The following is a 17,185-nucleotide window of genomic DNA, read 5'->3' on the forward strand; positions in this document are numbered from 1 at the left end:
AGGCAAAGGTATTAAAAACCAAAGTGAATTGACACCTATGCAAGTAACAGATAAAAATCTTGATTTTAAAAATATATAGCTTTAGCGTAATCAAAGTAGATTGGCAATAGAAATAAAAAGTGGGAAGGAATGCTTTAGGATGGTTAATTTATGGATGGACTGAAGGTGTTAAGAGAGATGTATATTCGACGTATAGAGAGGCTGGAAAGGTTATTTACAAGCAAGAAGAGTTAAAAAATATGTTGGAAAGAATAAAAAGAGAGAAAAAAGTTTCAAAGGATAATGAGGGGATGAGTATTAAAAAGAACAATAAGAAATAAGTTGATTTAAATTTATTAAGATTTTTTTTTAGTTAAAAAAAGAGTTTGATTTAGACTGGATTAAATTTTAGGGTAAAAATTTATATGGAATAATTAATGCCAGGTATAGAATTTCTAGAGTGCAGTACGGTATCTGATCATTTGTATTCGATAAGTAATAGTGATCTAAATACAGAAGGAGTTGCAGAAAAGGTAATAGATGGAAGGTGTATAGGTGAATTGGAGATCTATAACGATGTTCACAAAGAAATTATACTACATTTTACACAAGATAATGTAGTAATTAGAGGCAAGTTAGGACTGGAGAATATAGGAAAAGTCACATTAGATTTTAAGGGTAATTATAAGTTTCAAGTAACAAGTACAGAAAAAATAGATGAATTGGTTATAAGGCCAAATAGTATAGCGGATAAATTAGGATGGATTAAGGATGTAACGTTAGAAAAGTTGTTGATTACAAAAGGGAAAGTGCGATTAGAACGGAAGAATGTAATAGGAAGGCTAGATGTGGAAGAGGTGTTGTTAAATCTAGCTGAAAATTCAGAATTAATAAGTCATGAAGTAATGATTAAAAGCGTCAGTTATGATGCTCATTTAAAAGGCAAGATAATAGTCCAGAATTATCTTAACTACAACGGTAAATGTATTACTTTGGATAAAGGTAGTTCAATTATAAGTAAATCAGGGGATATAGATATAAGTCTATTAGATTGTAATGTAAATAGTAATGGACATATATGGTCAGGGAAGGATTTTAAATTAGAAATAGAGAAGGGCTATTTAATAAATAAAAGAGTAATAGGCGTTGAAGGCATAGGAAGTATTTTACTAAAAGGTAATGGAGAGAAGTTAGTAAATAGTGGTAAGATACAAGGTGGAGTAGATTTTAGTATCAAGCTTGAGCTAAATGGTAAGATTGATAATGAAAAGGATGGGGTGATAAATGGTAAGGATAATATTAAGATAACAGCAAATTCCATTACTAACCAGGCAGGCGCAAAGATAAGTAGTGTAAATGGCCTTCAAATAGAGAGTTCAAAGTTAATAAATAGTGGAGCTATATATTACAAAGAGGGAGAACTAAATATTAAGGATGCGTTAGTTAACAATGGAGTAATAGTAGGAGAGGCTTCAAGTAATATAAGAACGGGAATTAATGGCAAAATAGAGAATGAAAAGAATGGAGTGATTAGTGGTAAGGATAATATTAAGATAACAGCAAACTCCATTACTAACCAGGCAGGCGCAAAGATAAGTAGTGTAAATGGCCTTCAAATAGAGAGTTCAAAGTTAATAAATAGTGGAGCTATATATTATCAAAGAGGGGTACTTAACATTAAAGATGTATTGATAAATCATGCCATAATAGTAGGAGAAGCTTCAAGCAATATAAGAATGGGAGTAAATGGAGAGATCCATAATAATGAGAATGCACGGATTAAGTTAGGTGGGAAAGTATATATTGGAAACAGCCAAGTTGGAAACATAAGTTTACTAAGAAACTATGCAGCAAGTATAATAATAACTGGGGAGGAGTTAACACTAAATGTCAATAAGATAGAAAATATTGTAAGAGAAGAGGGGTTTAATGAAAAGCTTTATGTATGTAGATTAGTTTCTTATGCAAAAGAATATGATACTGGGTATTATTTACTTATTAATCCACAAATACAATCAATTAGCCATGTTAAGGCCTCAATATTTCGTATTGAATCTAGTAACATAAAGTTGAAAAATGAGATTTTATTCAATCAGGGTAGTTTATTTTATGTAAATAGCATTTTAGATAAAGTTTCTAAGTTAAAAGTAGAAAATATTGCCAGAAGTCTAATGGTTAAAGAACATTGGCATTCCTATAATATATGGGGGGTATTAGCGGGAGCTAGTATAAAAGTTAATACTGTGCTTTTTTTAAGAGGAGTAGAGAGTGCAGGGAAAATAGAGAATTTTGTTTTAGAATTCGAGTGCGTAGATGAAAAAAGATTTCGTTCCAATAGTATTGATGAATTGTCATCGAGGACATATTATGAGAGTGCTGATATCTATATAACTAAGGAAGGAAATGATGGAATAAAGTATATGTGGGAGGGAGATGAAGCATGTAAATATGGGACAGAGCTTTCTGGATGTAATACAGGAAAAAAACATAGCTTTACATATAAATCTTACCCATCAACTGTAGTATTTACAGATGTTGAAGGAGCTAGATTGGTTGGGCTTGCAAATTATGCAGTGGCAAAAAGTAATTTACCGAAGTTATTAGATCAATTTAACGATAATAACAATGCATTAGTGCCTTATGATTTTAAATCACAGGAGATCGAAGGTTTTAAACTGGCAGCAGTGGATATGATGAACAATCTTAGAAAAGAGGGATATGAGATAAGATTAGATAATGCGTTTAATTTTGGAAATAAAGGTAATTTAGAAGCAAGTTTTTTAAGATCTTTTTTTGAGCAATATAATCCTGGAATTTATAAAGTAAACACGCCAAGTCAATTGGCAATAGGCAGTAGTTATTGCACAGATAGCTGTGCAAATAACGAAGGAATAGAATTAATTACAAGTAGTGGATTAATAGCTAATTATGTATTTGAAAGTATATTTGAGCTTCCAGGAGTGAGTAAAAAAGGGACAGCATATTTGTTGAAAGAGTTGGGATATAGCACAGATACTATAATAAAAATATTAGCAGATCCGGATTACGAACATGAGGTATTAAAAAGAGCAATCTTTGATAAGTTAGGTAAAGCATATATATGGAATCATAAAAAGAATGATGATGAAGAATTTGATCAATTACTTAGAAATGCAGTTGAAGCTAAAAAGGATTTAGGGTTAATACCAGGAATAGAACTAACTCGGTGGCAGCAAAGTGAATTAGTAAATGCAATACTGTGGCCAGTAAAAGAAAATATAAATGGAATTATGGTATGGTCACTCAGGCTATATGTTACAGAAGAAATACTTAAGGATGGCTATAGTAGTGCAACAATAGCACTTAAGGATACAAAGTTAATGATTGATGAAGATGTGTTTAATGGAGGGTTGATAGATTCCATTGACAATACATTCATAGAGGCAAGAAATATTTATCAACTTAATCAAATAAGAGGAGAAGGAAGTTTAAGTATAGAAGCTAGAGGTAGCTTTATTATGGAGATGCTAGTAAAAGTAGTCGAACAATATACTAGTAATTCATATATGGTGAATTATATTCCATTGAATAAACCAGAAATAGATTTAACTGGGAGCTTTAAAGTAAATTCTAAAGGAAGTATAGGTATTAAGGGAGGAGAGATAAAAGCTGATAACATAGCGATAGAGTCTGAAGATAAGGTAATAGTCATTCCAGCTGCAATATATAATAAGTTATATTATTCATGGGATGATGGCTATAGTAGAACTGAGAGTTTAGAATATGAACTTGCTAAAATTATGGCAAGAGGAGATATAAAAATAGTAAGTAATAATGGTAATTATTTATATTCACCGGTTATTAAAGCTGGAGGAGAATTTGAATTAGAAGCTAAGTTAGGAAAAAATGTAATAGAAGCGGTTGCAAATAAATATATCAGAGAAAGATATTCTGATGATAGTTGGTTCGTATTTAGTAGCGAGAGCTATTCTTATAGTAGCATCACGAACGTTATAAGGCCTATAATAAACGCAGCTAAGAAAGTATTATTTGGATCATTAGAAGATACAGCAATAAGAGCTGCACTTATAACAACAAGCTCAATGGAGATTAAAACAGGATCAGGTGATGTTGTTGGATTGATAAGTTTATTACCTGGAAAAGATATAGCAATAAAAGAAGAAAGGGAAGAAAGTGACTATGTAATAAGAAGTAAGGAATATGTTGGAAAAGCAGTTACAGAGAGAATTATACCCACAATAATTCAGATAAATAATAACTGTAACGAGCTAGAAGATAAAGAAGGGAGAGTAAAAGCATTAGATGGAACATGCGCAACATTTATAGGATATGGAAGTGGAGGATGGTTGCAACTTGCAAGTAGTGTTGAAGCTGAAAGAATAGAAATAAAAGCACCTAAGGGGATAAAGCTTGTAGCAGCTCCAAATTTAGATTTTAGTTATGCAGCAGTAGATAAAAAAGGAATAGGATTTACATTTACTTCAAATTCAAGAGAGCAAAGTGTTGGGCTTGGAATTAAGATAAGTAAAAGTAGGGAAACCATATCGGAAGAAATACAAGGAATCTCAAGTTTAATAGGGCATTTTATAACACTCGATACAGATGAAACTATCTATACAGAAGGAGCATATATAAAGGCTGAGAAGAAATTAATAACAAGGTCAAAATTAGAAATACATGATGTGGTATATGATACTAAAACCCATAGCCAAAGGAAAGTAGAAGGGTTTTTGGGATTAAAATTAGGAATACAAAATAGCATTGCAGGACTCATAGAAAGTGGTAAAAGTATAGATAAAGGCTTAAGGCAAGGAGGGAAGGAAGGAGTAATTAACACAGCATTTGCGGCATGGGATGCATATAATACACTGATGGGACTTGCAGCAGGAGGTGGATTATTCCAAGGAGGAGTATGGATAAGCGCAAGTTACCAAGAAAGTAGCAGTGAATTAGACAGCAGAATAGTGAGATTTACTAAAATAGAAGTGGGACACGAAGAGGACGGGAAGTTAAAAGAAGGTACATATGAAAGTACAAGTGAAGAGCTGAGATTAAAATCAACACAGATACAGGCATATGATGCATACTTTAATACAAATAAATTAACAATTAATACAGCAAATAACGAATTTCACAGTAAATCACAAGGTGGTGGGATAAATATACAAGTTGGAACGAGTGGAACTATTGGTTCAAGTGTAAGTGGCAATACAGGAAAGCTAAGTAATGATGAGATTGTGCCAATCAATGCCCAGATACATGTAACAAATAGATTAGTGTTAAAGGTCAATGGGCATGCAGATATAAGGGGAGCATCAATTACAGCAACATCACTTGAGGCAAGCTTTAAGAGTTTGATACTAGAATCCGTAAAAGAGCTAGAAGAAAGCAGTGGGAAAAGTTTTGGATTATCAATAGGATGGGGTAAAAAGGTATCACATTCATTAGGTGGATCATTTGAGCTAAGTAATGGCAAGAGAAATGTAGTAGGAAAACTAACAGAGCTTATTGGGTATAAGGATGCAACTGTGATAGTGGCACATGCGCTTGAGTTAAACGGAGCAATGATAACAAATGCTCAAATTGGTGATGATGGTAAGTATACAGACCTAGGTAATTTAGTACTTACAGTCGGTGAGTTATTTGTCAAACATGTATATGACAGTGATGAGGGATATACGCTTGGAGCAAGTATAGATTATATTACTGGTAATAAGGGAAGTGATGGCAAGATAAGTAAGTACGAAGTGGTGTTTGGAGGAAGGAATGGAGATGGCTATACATTTGCAACAATTGGTAAGGGAGAAGTTAGGTGCACAGAGAGTGGTATTGGTAAAGTATGTGAGATAGAAAAAGCAAATAGAGATGTAAGTAAAACAAGTAGCTTTGATTATGACTATAAAATAGAAACAATAAGAGCAAAGTTTAGCGTACTTGATGAGGAGACAAAGAAAAAGGCAATAGAAAACCTAAAATCTGGAAAGTTCTTTGAGAACATTGCAACAAGCTTTATGAGTGCTATTGGTGAGGTTGAGAAGGTTATAAATGACTTATTACCAAAGGAAAAGATAAAAGAGATAGATGAGGAATTTAAGAAAAAAGAAGTTAATAAAGAGCATGAAGATAAAAAATCCAGCAAAGAAATAAAGGGCAAGAAAAACACTGCTAAGAAAAGTGACAATATACAAGATGGTGGAAAGCAGGATAACAGACAAGATGATCCAAGCCAAGGAGATAATGGCAAACTAAATGAGGAAAAAGCAAGTACTGATAATAAGAAATTAAATCCAGTACAAGCGATGGAGAAAAGAATAGATAGTTTAGATATAAGTTCAAATGAGAAGACAGAGGCAAAATATTTATTAAGAAAAAGTTTAGAAGAAATAAATATGATGTCAGAAGCGGAGCAAAATAAACTGGCAGAAGAGATAAAGAATCGGGATAAATTTAGTATATTAGATATATTTATACCAAAAGCAGAGGCAGTAGTGCCTGCAGCTATAGGCGCATGTTTAATCAATCCATGGTGTGCAGCATTATTGTTAGGTGGAGCAGCGGTAATAAGCAGTAAATTACAGGATGCGATAAAAAATAAGCCAAGCTACCAAGTGGGTATTAATTTGTTTGAAAAGGATGATATTGGCAAGCAGAAGACAGCTCATTTAAAACAAGGAAGTGCTGCAGCTACTGGCACACCAGACCCTGATGACTTTGATTTTGATCCTGATGAGGATGATGGTCTAAAGCAATATGAGAAATTTAAAAAACAAGATGGTTCAGGTAGATATGAATGTAAAAAACCTGAAAGCCCTGTTTGGAAAAAGACAGAAAACTTTAAAGATCAATTCAGAACAAATGGGCTAAAAGGAAAAGAAAAAGAATATTATAGATGGGATAAATTTCATAAAGATATTGAAGTTTATGATAATAAGGGTAGGTATATTGGTTCTCGCGACCCTGTTACCGGTAAACAATATAGAACGGGAGATATGCAGATAAATAAAATATTAAAAAATATATTAAAATGAAAGAATATTGTTGTGAAAAAATGGCAAAGGAAGCCAAATTAATTAAGGATAAAATTTTACGCGACCACACAGTAGTATATGATTATATATGGAGAGAATATAGTGTATATTTTTGTGAAGAAAAAGAAAAAAGAGATAGAGTGATGTTAAGTGATATCTATTATTGTCCGTGGTGTGGAGCTAAGCTACCAAAACAATTATCAGATGAATGGTTTGATATACTTGAAAAAGAATATGGAATAGTGGATCCAAGCGATAAAGAAAGAGAAAAGGTACCACCAGAATTCAAAACAGATGAATGGTGGAAGAAGCGAGGGTTGTGATAAATAATGCATAGAGAATCCTGCCAAGAAAATATCGTAAAACATGTATATGACAGTGATGAGGGATATACGCTTGGAACAAGTATAGATTATATTACTGGTAATAAGGGAAGTGATGGCAAGATAAGGTTAGCTGAAGATAATTACATTCTGAGTAGGAGCGATGAAGCGAAGTATAGTAACACATATATGAGTGAAGAGAGACGCACTCAGGATTTAATTAGTAAAAGCTATAAGTACGGAGTGGTGTTTGGAGGAAGGGATGGAGATGGCTATACATTTGCAACAATTGGTAAGGGAGAAGTTAGGTGCACAGAGAGTGGTATTGGTAAAGTATGTGAGATAGAAAAAGCAAATAGAGATGTAAGTAAAACAAGTAGCTTTGATTATGACTATAAAATAGAAACAATAAGAGCAAAGTTTAGCGTACTTGATGAGGAGACAAAGAAAAAGGCAATAGAAAACCTAAAATCTGGAAAGTTCTTTGAGAACATTGCAACAAGCTTTATGAGTGCTATTGGTGAGGTTGAGAAGGTTATAAATGACTTATTACCAAAGGAAAAGATAAAAGAGATAGATGAGGAATTTAAGAAAAAAGAAGTTAATAAAGAGCATGAAGATAAAAAATCCAGCAAAGAAATAAAGGGCAAGAAAAACACTGCTAAGAAAAGTGACAATATACAAGATGGTGGAAAGCAGGATAACAGACAAGATGATCCAAGCCAAGGAGATAATGGCAAACTAAATGAGGAAAAAGCAAGTACTGATAATAAGAAATTAAATCCAGTACAAGCGATGGAGAAAAGAATAGATAGTTTAGATATAAGTTCAAATGAGAAGACAGAGGCAAAATATTTATTAAGAAAAAGTTTAGAAGAAATAAATATGATGTCAGAAGCAGGGCAAAATAAACTGGCAGAAGAGATAAAGAATCAGGATAAATTTAGTATATTAGATATATTTATACCAAAAGCAGAGGCAGTAGTGCCTGCAGCTATAGGCGCATGTTTAATCAATCCATGGTGTGCAGCATTATTGTTAGGTGGAGCAGCGGTAATAAGCAGTAAATTACAGGATGCGATAAAAAATAAGCCAAGTTATCAAGTGGGTATTAATTTGTTTGAAAAGAGTATAGGTAGTCAATTTGATTTAAAGAAACCTATAACGCAAGTGGGCTTAGGACAAAAAATGTTGATAGCATCGAATAGTCAGGCTGTTATAATTGATGATGCTAATTATCAGCAATTAAAGCAAAATAATCAGATAATTAAAGAGAAGGGAATAGAATACATTGTCAATCCATCAATTATGGTTGATGAAACTGGGAAAGAACATGTGATTAGCACTCCTATTCCAGAAAAGATACCTCCTATACCAGGCACTCCAATTAACAATAACAATAAACCAACTATAGAGACATATCCAGAGGCAGATAAGCAAGAGCCGTTACCAGGATTTACTCCTGTTGCACCAGAAGCCACTATAGAAGTGTTCCCAATAAATGATATTGATCAAGTTATTATTTATAAATATGAAATTGATGGAAAAAAATTTCAAGATCATCACATCATTAGTGATAAAAATGAGGCAACAAAAGAAGTAATGAAGTTATTTGAGAAAGCAGGCATAAATCCACAATCAAGAGATAATAAAATATTTTTACCAACAGAACCCGAGCATCATGCGACCAGATCAATTCATAAAGGTAGGCATTGGGATGATGTGAGTGGGGAATTGGCTAGAAAAATGGATACGTATTTAAAGAGCGGACAAGAAGAGAATTGGAATCAAGCTCAATATAAACAAACACTTGAATCCATATTAAAAGAAGAAAGATCAAATCTAAAATCTGGCAACAGAGCATTAAACAAAAATATGAGGGAGTGGTCAGATGACAAAGGTAGAAAATAGAGCATGGTTTTTATCTAAAGATGGTAGAGCGCCATTATATTTTCATGTAATGTACGATGAAGATAAAAGCGGTGTTAATAGACTGGATTTTACCAAAGGTCAATATATAAATTTAGGTGAGAAAAAATGTGTTTATTTTTATGTTGAACATGAAGGTAAATATGCTGATAAGCACAGAAAGTATGCAAATAGAGATTATGTGATGAAATGGGATTTTTTACCACAAAGTGTATCACCAATAGCAAATAAAAAAGCTCTAAAATTATTGGAAAAGGAAGCACCAGGAGAATTTCAAGCTATTCCTGTTAAAATATTGCTGCCTGATGGTAGTTATATAGAGGAGTATACTTTGATTAACCCTTTAAATGAATTGCCCATATTTCTTCCTGAAAAATCTGTAATTTCTAAAAATCAACTACCTTTCAAGACTTCTCACGTTAATTATAAAACTCATTTTTATAATAAATACGGATTGAATAATAAAAATATAGCTGTGGATAAATTGCAATTTTTTGGCTCAGAAAAGCTAAGGCTGGTGATAAAAAAAGAAAAGCTAGTAGGATTGCAGTTTAAAAATACATATGGAACTAGTCATTTCTTTTTAGATGAAACTTCAATTAACCATAGTGATGAACATAAAAATATCCATCGTACAAAAAACCCTAATGAAAATGAGAAGGATAATCATGAAGAAACGAGTCCTGAGAAGTAGATAAAAAAGCATACAGGAACCAATTGATTGATGAACAGATAATATAAAAAACGATGGTTTTCAAGAGTTGCCCTACCCTCTTTTGCACACTCACTGCAAACCCCGTAATATCATGAATAAACTCATCTCTAAATCAAAGTGCTATAATTAAGTGGTCAAGATGGGTTTTGAGATTTTAATATTTTCGCTTGACACACGTACGTACTACGCATATTGTATACAAGTACAACATGCAATACAAATGGCAATACAAATGATATGTCAAAATTAACAATTACTAATTTTAGAGGCAACATATACAATATAATTGACGGAGTAATAGACACGGGAATTCCCATAACAATTGAGCGCAAAGGACATAAAGTTAAAATAATACTTGATGACGAAATACGCAGCAAATTTGATAATTTGGAAAAACACGGCAGTATAACCTGTGATCCTGATTTATTAATTTCTGAAAAATGCTACCAGTGGTCAGAAGAAAGCGAAAAATGACATATCATCTGGATACACATATAATTTTGTGGCTATACGATAAGCTTGAGAAAAAATTCAGCCCGAAAATTAAAAATTTGATTAACAAAAATGATCTGGCTATATCTCCAATAGTAAGATTAGAATTACAATATTTAAAAGAAATAAAGAGAGTTAATGAAGAGCCAGATATAATAATAGGTTATTTGGCTGAAAAAGTTGGATTGGTTGTTGAAGAAGTTACTTTTGATACTGTTATAAAATTAGCAATGAAGCTTAATTGGACAAGAGATCCCTTTGATAGAATCATTGTGGCAACATCACAAATGAGAAATTGCTATTTAATTACAGCAGACCAAACTATTTTGAATAATTATGAAAAAGCTACATGGTGAATATGGGGTGTAATTATAAAAAACAAACGGCCGTTTAATAGAGAGGGTGTAATATACTTTGTGTAATTTCTATTTCTTGATTATCCACTTTAATATATGTCATGACTTCACCATGGGAACAAATCTTACAGCCAATAACCTCTCTTCAGTAAACTTACCATTTTCATGCTTTATAATTTTTAATAATTCTTGTTGATATAAACCATCTCCTACAGGAATTATTAGTCTCCCATTAACTTTTAATAGTTTTTTCAAATGTTCTGGTACAGTAGGTGGCGCAGCTGTAACTATTATTGCATCAAAAGAACTATCCTTATATTTTGTTAAATATCCACTACCTACCTGAATTTCTATATTATTTTTATCGGTATAATATCCAAGTTTTTTTAAAATTTTTTTAGCTGATTCAACTAACTCGGGAATTATTTCTATACTAAATACTTTATCACATAATAAACTCAATATTGCTGTTTGATAACCTGAGCCTGTACCTATTTCTAGCACTTTACTTTCTTTTGTTAAATTAGCTGTCTGTACCATATACGCAACAATCTCTGGTGAAGAAATAGTTTGTCCATAACCTATTGATAAAGGTCTGTTCTCATATGCGTGCATTTTTAAATTTTGCGGAATAAATTCTTCTCTTGGAACTTTAGATATAGCTTCAAGTACTTTTGGACTTTCAACCCCACCTTTTTTTAACTGATCTACCAGCTCTTTTTTTTGCTGATGAATATCTAATTCTTGTGTATGTGAATAATAATTGTCCATTACTCTACTCCCCCTGCAATTAAGTAAACTGTATCAAAAGTTAGGAAGGAAATTAATTCCTTCCTTTGCCATATAAAAGGTTAATCTGCAATTACTTTTATTTTTTTTACTTCTTGTTTTGACTCTTCAGTTTTAGGAATAATTACTTTTAATACCCCATTTTTAAAATGAGCTTCTACCTTATCTTTAAGAACATTATCTGGTAATTGTATAGTTTTTCTAAAACTACCGTAACTTCGCTCTATTCTATGTACTTTAGCATCCTTGGTTTCTTTTTCATGTTCTTTTTTGCCAATTATCTTTAAGATTCCATTATCTAAAGATACTTCTACATCTTTTTCTTCTACTCCAGGCATGTCCATAGAAATCTTGTATTCATCTTTAGTTTCAATAATATCTGATCTAGGAGTAAAAAAACTACCAACATCTTCACTACTCGGCCAAAACTCGTGATAATTAGTTAAAAAGTCGGAGAATATGTGATCCATTTCCTTTCTCATTTTATGAAAAGGAGTATAAAATCCCAAAGACTTATTTTTTAATACTCCTTCTTCGTCCTTGAGCCAGTTTACTGGTATTAAATCTTGCATTTTCATTTGACACCTCAATATTATTGTTTAAACCATCCCCACATTTGATTCTAAATATCATTTTTATTAAAGGCAAGTTTTTAAAATTATTTGTGCAGTTATTATTAATTGGATTGTATAACTTAAAAAAGTTGTGGTAGCATCAAATTAGAGACAAAAAATAAGTTAGAGGTTATCATGGTATATAATAGCAAACTATACGCGAAAGTTATGGCAAAACTTAAGTTTGAACCAAGCCTAGATGAATCTGATATAACAGTAGCTATTAAAAACAAAAATGGCATAGATAATATTGTTGTATTAGGAGGTAAGGTTGGAACTTATGCTGAAAAACAAATAGCAGAAGAAGCTGTAGAAAAAATTGAAAGCGTCAGAGGAGTAGCTAATGAAATAGAAGTAGACTTATCTTCTATAAATGAAAAAAATGATGTAGATATTGCTCAAGCTGCTCTTAATTCTTTAAGATGGACTGTACTTATACCTCATGAAAAAATTAAGGTAGCTGTAGAAAAAGGCTGCATTACTCTGGTAGGAGAGGTTGAACATTATTATCAGAAAAATAGAGCTTATGATGCTGTTAAAAATTTACCTGGTGTGACATATGTAATTAATGAAATAAATGTTTTAGCTAATATTAGTCCAGTTGATGTGATGGATAATATTAGGGAAGAATTTGAGCGTAATGCTCGCATTGATGCAAATAATATCCAGGTTGAAGTTGAAGGTAGTGAAGTGACTTTAAAAGGCGAGGTAAAAAGCTTAGATGAATATCGAGAAGCTGAAAATGCAGCTTGGGCTGTACCTGGTGTAACTGAAGTAGTAACTTCTCAATTATTTATAAGGTAGGTTTCCGCATGAAGATATTTATTTAATAAATATCTTCATTGTGTATCGACCTGCAATCATAAACACATAGAACTGCATACAATAACATTTTTGAGACCGAATTAATTGCAAATAAGAAATTGGTTGTCCAGAGTTAAATGCAACTATAAATTTTCCATATTTTTATCTTTCGATGAAAGTCATCGATAAAAAAGGTGTTATTATTTGATTAAAATGATCATTTAAATAATCTAAAAAATACGATAAAAATTATTGCATAAAACATATAAATTCCTATAAATTAATAGATGATTTTATATTTTCTTCGAAAGCTATAATCTTTGGGGGTTTAGATGTTATTAAAATGCAAAACTATTGCTTATTTAAGACTTTCTACCATAGATTAGGATTTAGATAAAAATAAGTCAGCAATTTTACTTTTAGCAAACAATAAAGAACTAGGGCAAGTTAAATTTATAGTCGCATTTAACTCTGGAAAATCAATTTCTTATTTGCAATTAATTCTGGATAACAAAATTATAGACGCATTTATTTCTGGACAAAAAATTGCTACGATTGCAGAATTTTGTTTTTATTAAAGCTGGACGTTACAGATAGAGCTTGTCTAGCTCTCGCTTCTCATCTTAACCTTCCTGTCTATACTGCTGATACAACTTGGAGTCAACTTGATACTGATTTAGCAATAACTCAAATTAGATAATCATTCATGCTTACCAAATCTTTACCGAATAATTCAGACCTCACCTCAATTAAAAATGATAACAACAACACCTTACTTTATTACGCTAATATTTATTTTAATATAATCGTTTCTGGCTCTTCTAAAGCAACTGAAATAGCTAGAAAAAATGACTTATCTAAGTTCATTTCTTTTTTTATTGAATATACTGGTAAAGATTTCATTGATAACTGGACTCCTTCCGTCACAAAGCATTTTTTAATCTTCCTTCAGGAAAAAAATTTTAAACCTGCTACCATTAATAGAGCCTTAGATTCCTTACGACATTTTTCTAAGTGGTTACTTAAATACAGGCCTCTACTTGCTGGCTCTCCATTCGAAAGTGTTAGAAATATTACTCAGGACTCTCCTCTTTGGAATGGTTTATCTAGTAAACAAGTAATGCGCCTAAAGATGGCTTGTGAGCAACGTTTGAACTCCTGCATAAGAAAAAATCAAGACCCTTTACTAGAAATAACTATATTTTCTGTTCTTCTTGCCACTGGCCTTAGAGAAGCTGAGTTAGTCTCTCTCAACCTTTCTCATTACCACTCTAGAGGGTTCCATCATGTTAAACGCAAAGGTAATATTTTTACTAAAAAGGTACCTATTCCTGATGAGCCTAAAAAATATCTAGATCAGTATATTTTATCTCAAGGTATTACACAACCTAGTCAGGCTATTTTCTCTAAAAATGGAGTTAGACTTTCTACTAGAGCTATTCGCTACATTTGCCAAAGGATATCCGCTCATGCATCTTTAACACTTCCTGATGAAGAAAAGTTTCATCTTTCTCCTCATATGCTAAGGCATACCTTTTTAAAAAGAATTACAGATAAACATGGCATCCATATTGCTCAAAAAATGTCTGGTAATGCCTCAATCTCCCAAATATTTCGTTATACCAAACCTTCTCAAGATGAAATCGATAACATCGCTCATAATCTTAATCTTTGATTTTCTCTTAACTTTCACTCCATGTTTGGGGGTTCACTTTAAATTATTTTCTTCATAGCGCCCTCCCCTATTTTTAAATTCCAGATAATTTTAATTTATAAAATTTAATACTCAAGATCATTGGACGATAAGATTTTATTTGTAGTGATAATTTTCAAAGTAAAATTTATTTTAAAATATAAGTGATTATTAAAAAATTTCCCTATATCTTTCTTTTATCCTATCTTATAGTATTTCAGCTTACTGTTTCTACAGCTATCCACCAGGCCTAGTTATTTTAAAAACTTTACAATATAATACATCTGTATCTATGTGATAATTAAATACTAAGGTAAAAAATATAAGTATGCCCTCTACATTTCTCTATCTCATTTTTATTCAATTTTAATACTCCATCCTTGTTGATAAAAAATAAAACTTGATTTATTATTCTTTATATATAAAAAGGATATATAATCTAAAAAAGGTAAAAAATATTTTAATGGCTAAAACTTGGACTACTAATACTCTTGCTAAGTTATTTAAGTTAAAAGATGGTAGTAAGGCACCAATTATATATGCGGAAGAAAAAGGAGAAATACCACAGGCTAAAAGAGCCTATCGAGGTAATATTAATGTAAGACAATGGGAAACAAAGCAACTTCCTTTAATAGGTGAAAGATTTTCTTTCTTAAACAAAGCAAAATCTCAACATGTGATTTGTATTTATACTCCAAAAGGTGGGGTCATTAAAACTAGTTTTGCACTTAATATGGCAAGAATGCTTGCGATTAACAATATAAAAATATTGATAATAGGGTTAGATTTTCAACAATCTATTACTAGATATGCTTTACCTACAAAAAAAATAGATTCTCTGGATGAAATAAAAAATAAAAATCCTTATCTTGGCCTTTTTCATTTTTTATATGAAAATGCTTCGTTATCTGAAATTATTATAAAAACCGATTTGCCATCATTAGACATTGTTCCAGAGACACATGATTTAAATTTTATGACCAAAAAAATGCGAGTGGAAAATAGAAGAGAATATATTTTTAAAGAACGTGTTATTACTCATTTAAGTAACTATGATGTTATTATTTTTGATTGTAATCCTGGTTGGAGTGACCTTATTGAAAATGCCTTAGTAGCTTCTACTTCCTTAATAATGCCTATTGCATGTGAAATTGAGTGCTTCGAGGCCTTACAATCTAATTTAAAAGAAATTGAAAATTTCAGCAAAGCAATGAGATTAAATTGGGAGCATCATTTTATGATACCAACGTTACTTGAAAATAATATCATTAGTCAAAATATTTACGCATCATATCTTAATAATTATCAAAAAAATATTTTTTCTTTACCTATACGAAGAAGTGTAATTGGTCAGGAGGCTAGATTATGTAATATCAGCGCAATTGAACATAATCCAACTTCAAATTTAGCAGAAGATTATTATGAATTGATGGGAGAACTTTGGAAATCTTTAAATAATTAGCAAAATGACAAAAAAGAAAAAAATATCATCTTATTTTGAAAAACATAATATTCTGAGTAGAAATAATGATATAAACCTCGAAAATAAAAATGATACTACAACAATAAAAAAATATTCAAAATATCATTTATATGATTCTCCAGACATTAGTGATACTGTAGTTTTGGAAATTAATCCATCTCTTGTTAGTAACTGGAAATTTCATGATCGACCAGAAGAAGAATTAGGAGATATTGAAGCACTAGCTAATGATATTAAAACAATAGGACAACAACAACCCTGTATAGTAAGATTATTGGAGAACAAGCCAGGAATAGAAAAAAAATATGAGATAATCGCAGGTGAAAGAAGGTGGCGCGCCTCAATGCTAGCGAATATTCCACTTAAGGTTATAGTGAAAGAGCTGGACGATTCTACCGCTGCACTAATCCAAATAGCCGAGAATGAAAATAGAAAAAATCTATCTGATTTTGCTAGAGCAAGTAGTTTGGAAAAATTAATAAGTAACAAAATTTTACGACAAATTGACTTAGTATCCAAACTAAATAAAAGTAAACAATATATATCTTCACTTCTTTCGTATAAAAATATACCTATTAATGTATATCAATCTATAGGTAATTTCACTAAAGTATCGGCTTCTTTAGCTGAAAAAATTAAACAACTTTCATTGAAAGGAGAAGCTTATCAAAAAGCAATTATCGAGTTAGGAGATAAAATTAGTCAAGGTAAATTTGGGAAATCAAGTTTAGAGTCTGCTGTATTAAAAAAAATAAATAATGATAAAAAAATGACAAAGAAAATTCATAACCAAAACGGAAAGCATATATTTTCTCTTCTATATTACAAAAAAACTATTACTAGTATTCAATTCACTAAAACTGGCCGTAATCAGTTATCGAATACTATTAATATTGAAGATGATAATAATGAGTTAATTAATACCTTAAAAAATATTTTAAACAATTAGTCCGCCTAGTCGGACTTTGTATACAGTCTTG

General features: G+C 31.5%; 13 protein-coding genes. 11 read left to right on the forward strand and 2 right to left on the reverse strand.

The genetic code is table 11. The features are described 5' to 3' along the window. Positions 1-119 precede the first annotated feature (119 nt). The 7 genes from N3Z17_RS04700 (at position 120) to N3Z17_RS04730 (ending at position 10,822) form a co-directional block, all read left to right on the forward strand. Complete coding sequence (locus N3Z17_RS04700) at positions 120-320, forward strand: hypothetical protein (RefSeq protein ID WP_282471572.1); 201 nt, start codon at positions 120-122, stop codon at positions 318-320. A 96-nt stretch (positions 321-416) separates the two neighbouring features. Further along, positions 417-7,007 carry a hypothetical protein gene (locus N3Z17_RS04705; protein ID WP_282471573.1) on the forward strand — a complete coding sequence of 2,197 codons (6,591 nt, stop codon included), beginning with the start codon at positions 417-419 and terminating at the stop codon, positions 7,005-7,007. Then, positions 7,004-7,330 carry a DUF6980 family protein gene (locus N3Z17_RS04710; RefSeq protein ID WP_282471574.1) on the forward strand — a complete coding sequence of 109 codons (327 nt, stop codon included), beginning with the start codon at positions 7,004-7,006 and terminating at the stop codon, positions 7,328-7,330. Before N3Z17_RS04705 ends, N3Z17_RS04710 begins: the two co-directional genes overlap by 4 nt. A 6-nt stretch (positions 7,331-7,336) precedes the next feature. After that, positions 7,337-9,241, forward strand: coding sequence for an AHH domain-containing protein (locus tag N3Z17_RS04715; protein ID WP_282471575.1), 1,905 nt, complete (start codon positions 7,337-7,339; stop codon positions 9,239-9,241). Beyond that, complete coding sequence (locus N3Z17_RS04720) at positions 9,222-9,953, forward strand: hypothetical protein (RefSeq protein ID WP_282471576.1); 732 nt, start codon at positions 9,222-9,224, stop codon at positions 9,951-9,953. The genes N3Z17_RS04715 and N3Z17_RS04720 overlap by 20 nt, the downstream gene beginning before the upstream one ends. 258 nt (positions 9,954-10,211) lie before the next feature. Then, complete coding sequence (locus tag N3Z17_RS04725) at positions 10,212-10,448, forward strand: type II toxin-antitoxin system Phd/YefM family antitoxin (RefSeq protein ID WP_282471577.1); 237 nt, start codon at positions 10,212-10,214, stop codon at positions 10,446-10,448. Further along, positions 10,445-10,822, forward strand: coding sequence for a type II toxin-antitoxin system VapC family toxin (locus tag N3Z17_RS04730; RefSeq protein ID WP_282471578.1), 378 nt, complete (start codon positions 10,445-10,447; stop codon positions 10,820-10,822). The genes N3Z17_RS04725 and N3Z17_RS04730 overlap by 4 nt, the downstream gene beginning before the upstream one ends. 99 nt (positions 10,823-10,921) lie before the next feature. Here N3Z17_RS04730 and N3Z17_RS04735 read toward each other — a convergent pair whose 3' ends face one another. Beyond that, entirely contained in the window at positions 10,922-11,593 is a 672-nt protein-coding gene (locus N3Z17_RS04735) for a protein-L-isoaspartate(D-aspartate) O-methyltransferase (RefSeq protein WP_282471579.1), read from the reverse strand. 80 nt (positions 11,594-11,673) lie between these two features. Next, positions 11,674-12,189 (reverse strand): Hsp20/alpha crystallin family protein, encoded by a 516-nt coding sequence (locus N3Z17_RS04740; protein WP_282471580.1) that lies wholly within the window; start codon positions 12,187-12,189, stop codon positions 11,674-11,676. A 171-nt stretch (positions 12,190-12,360) separates the two neighbouring features. On the opposite strand from N3Z17_RS04740, the gene N3Z17_RS04745 reads away from it, so the two are divergent. From N3Z17_RS04745 to N3Z17_RS04760, 4 genes are all read left to right on the forward strand, one after another. Next, positions 12,361-13,029 (forward strand): BON domain-containing protein, encoded by a 669-nt coding sequence (locus N3Z17_RS04745; RefSeq protein WP_282471581.1) that lies wholly within the window; start codon positions 12,361-12,363, stop codon positions 13,027-13,029. 706 nt (positions 13,030-13,735) lie between these two features. Next, positions 13,736-14,704, forward strand: a complete 969-nt coding sequence (locus tag N3Z17_RS04750) for a tyrosine-type recombinase/integrase (RefSeq protein WP_282471582.1) — start codon at positions 13,736-13,738, stop codon at positions 14,702-14,704. A gap of 481 nt (positions 14,705-15,185) precedes the next feature. After that, on the forward strand, positions 15,186-16,184 hold the full coding sequence (locus N3Z17_RS04755; RefSeq protein ID WP_282471583.1) for a ParA family protein: 999 nt from the start codon (positions 15,186-15,188) through the stop codon (positions 16,182-16,184). A 4-nt stretch (positions 16,185-16,188) separates the two neighbouring features. After that, a complete protein-coding gene (locus tag N3Z17_RS04760) occupies positions 16,189-17,154 on the forward strand; it encodes a ParB/RepB/Spo0J family partition protein (RefSeq protein ID WP_282471584.1) in 966 nt (321 codons plus the stop codon). Positions 17,155-17,185 lie beyond the last annotated feature (31 nt).

Origin of the sequence: Candidatus Bandiella numerosa (assembly GCF_029981845.1) — a bacterium.
Classification (GTDB): domain Bacteria; phylum Pseudomonadota; class Alphaproteobacteria; order Rickettsiales; family Midichloriaceae; genus Aquirickettsia; species Aquirickettsia numerosa.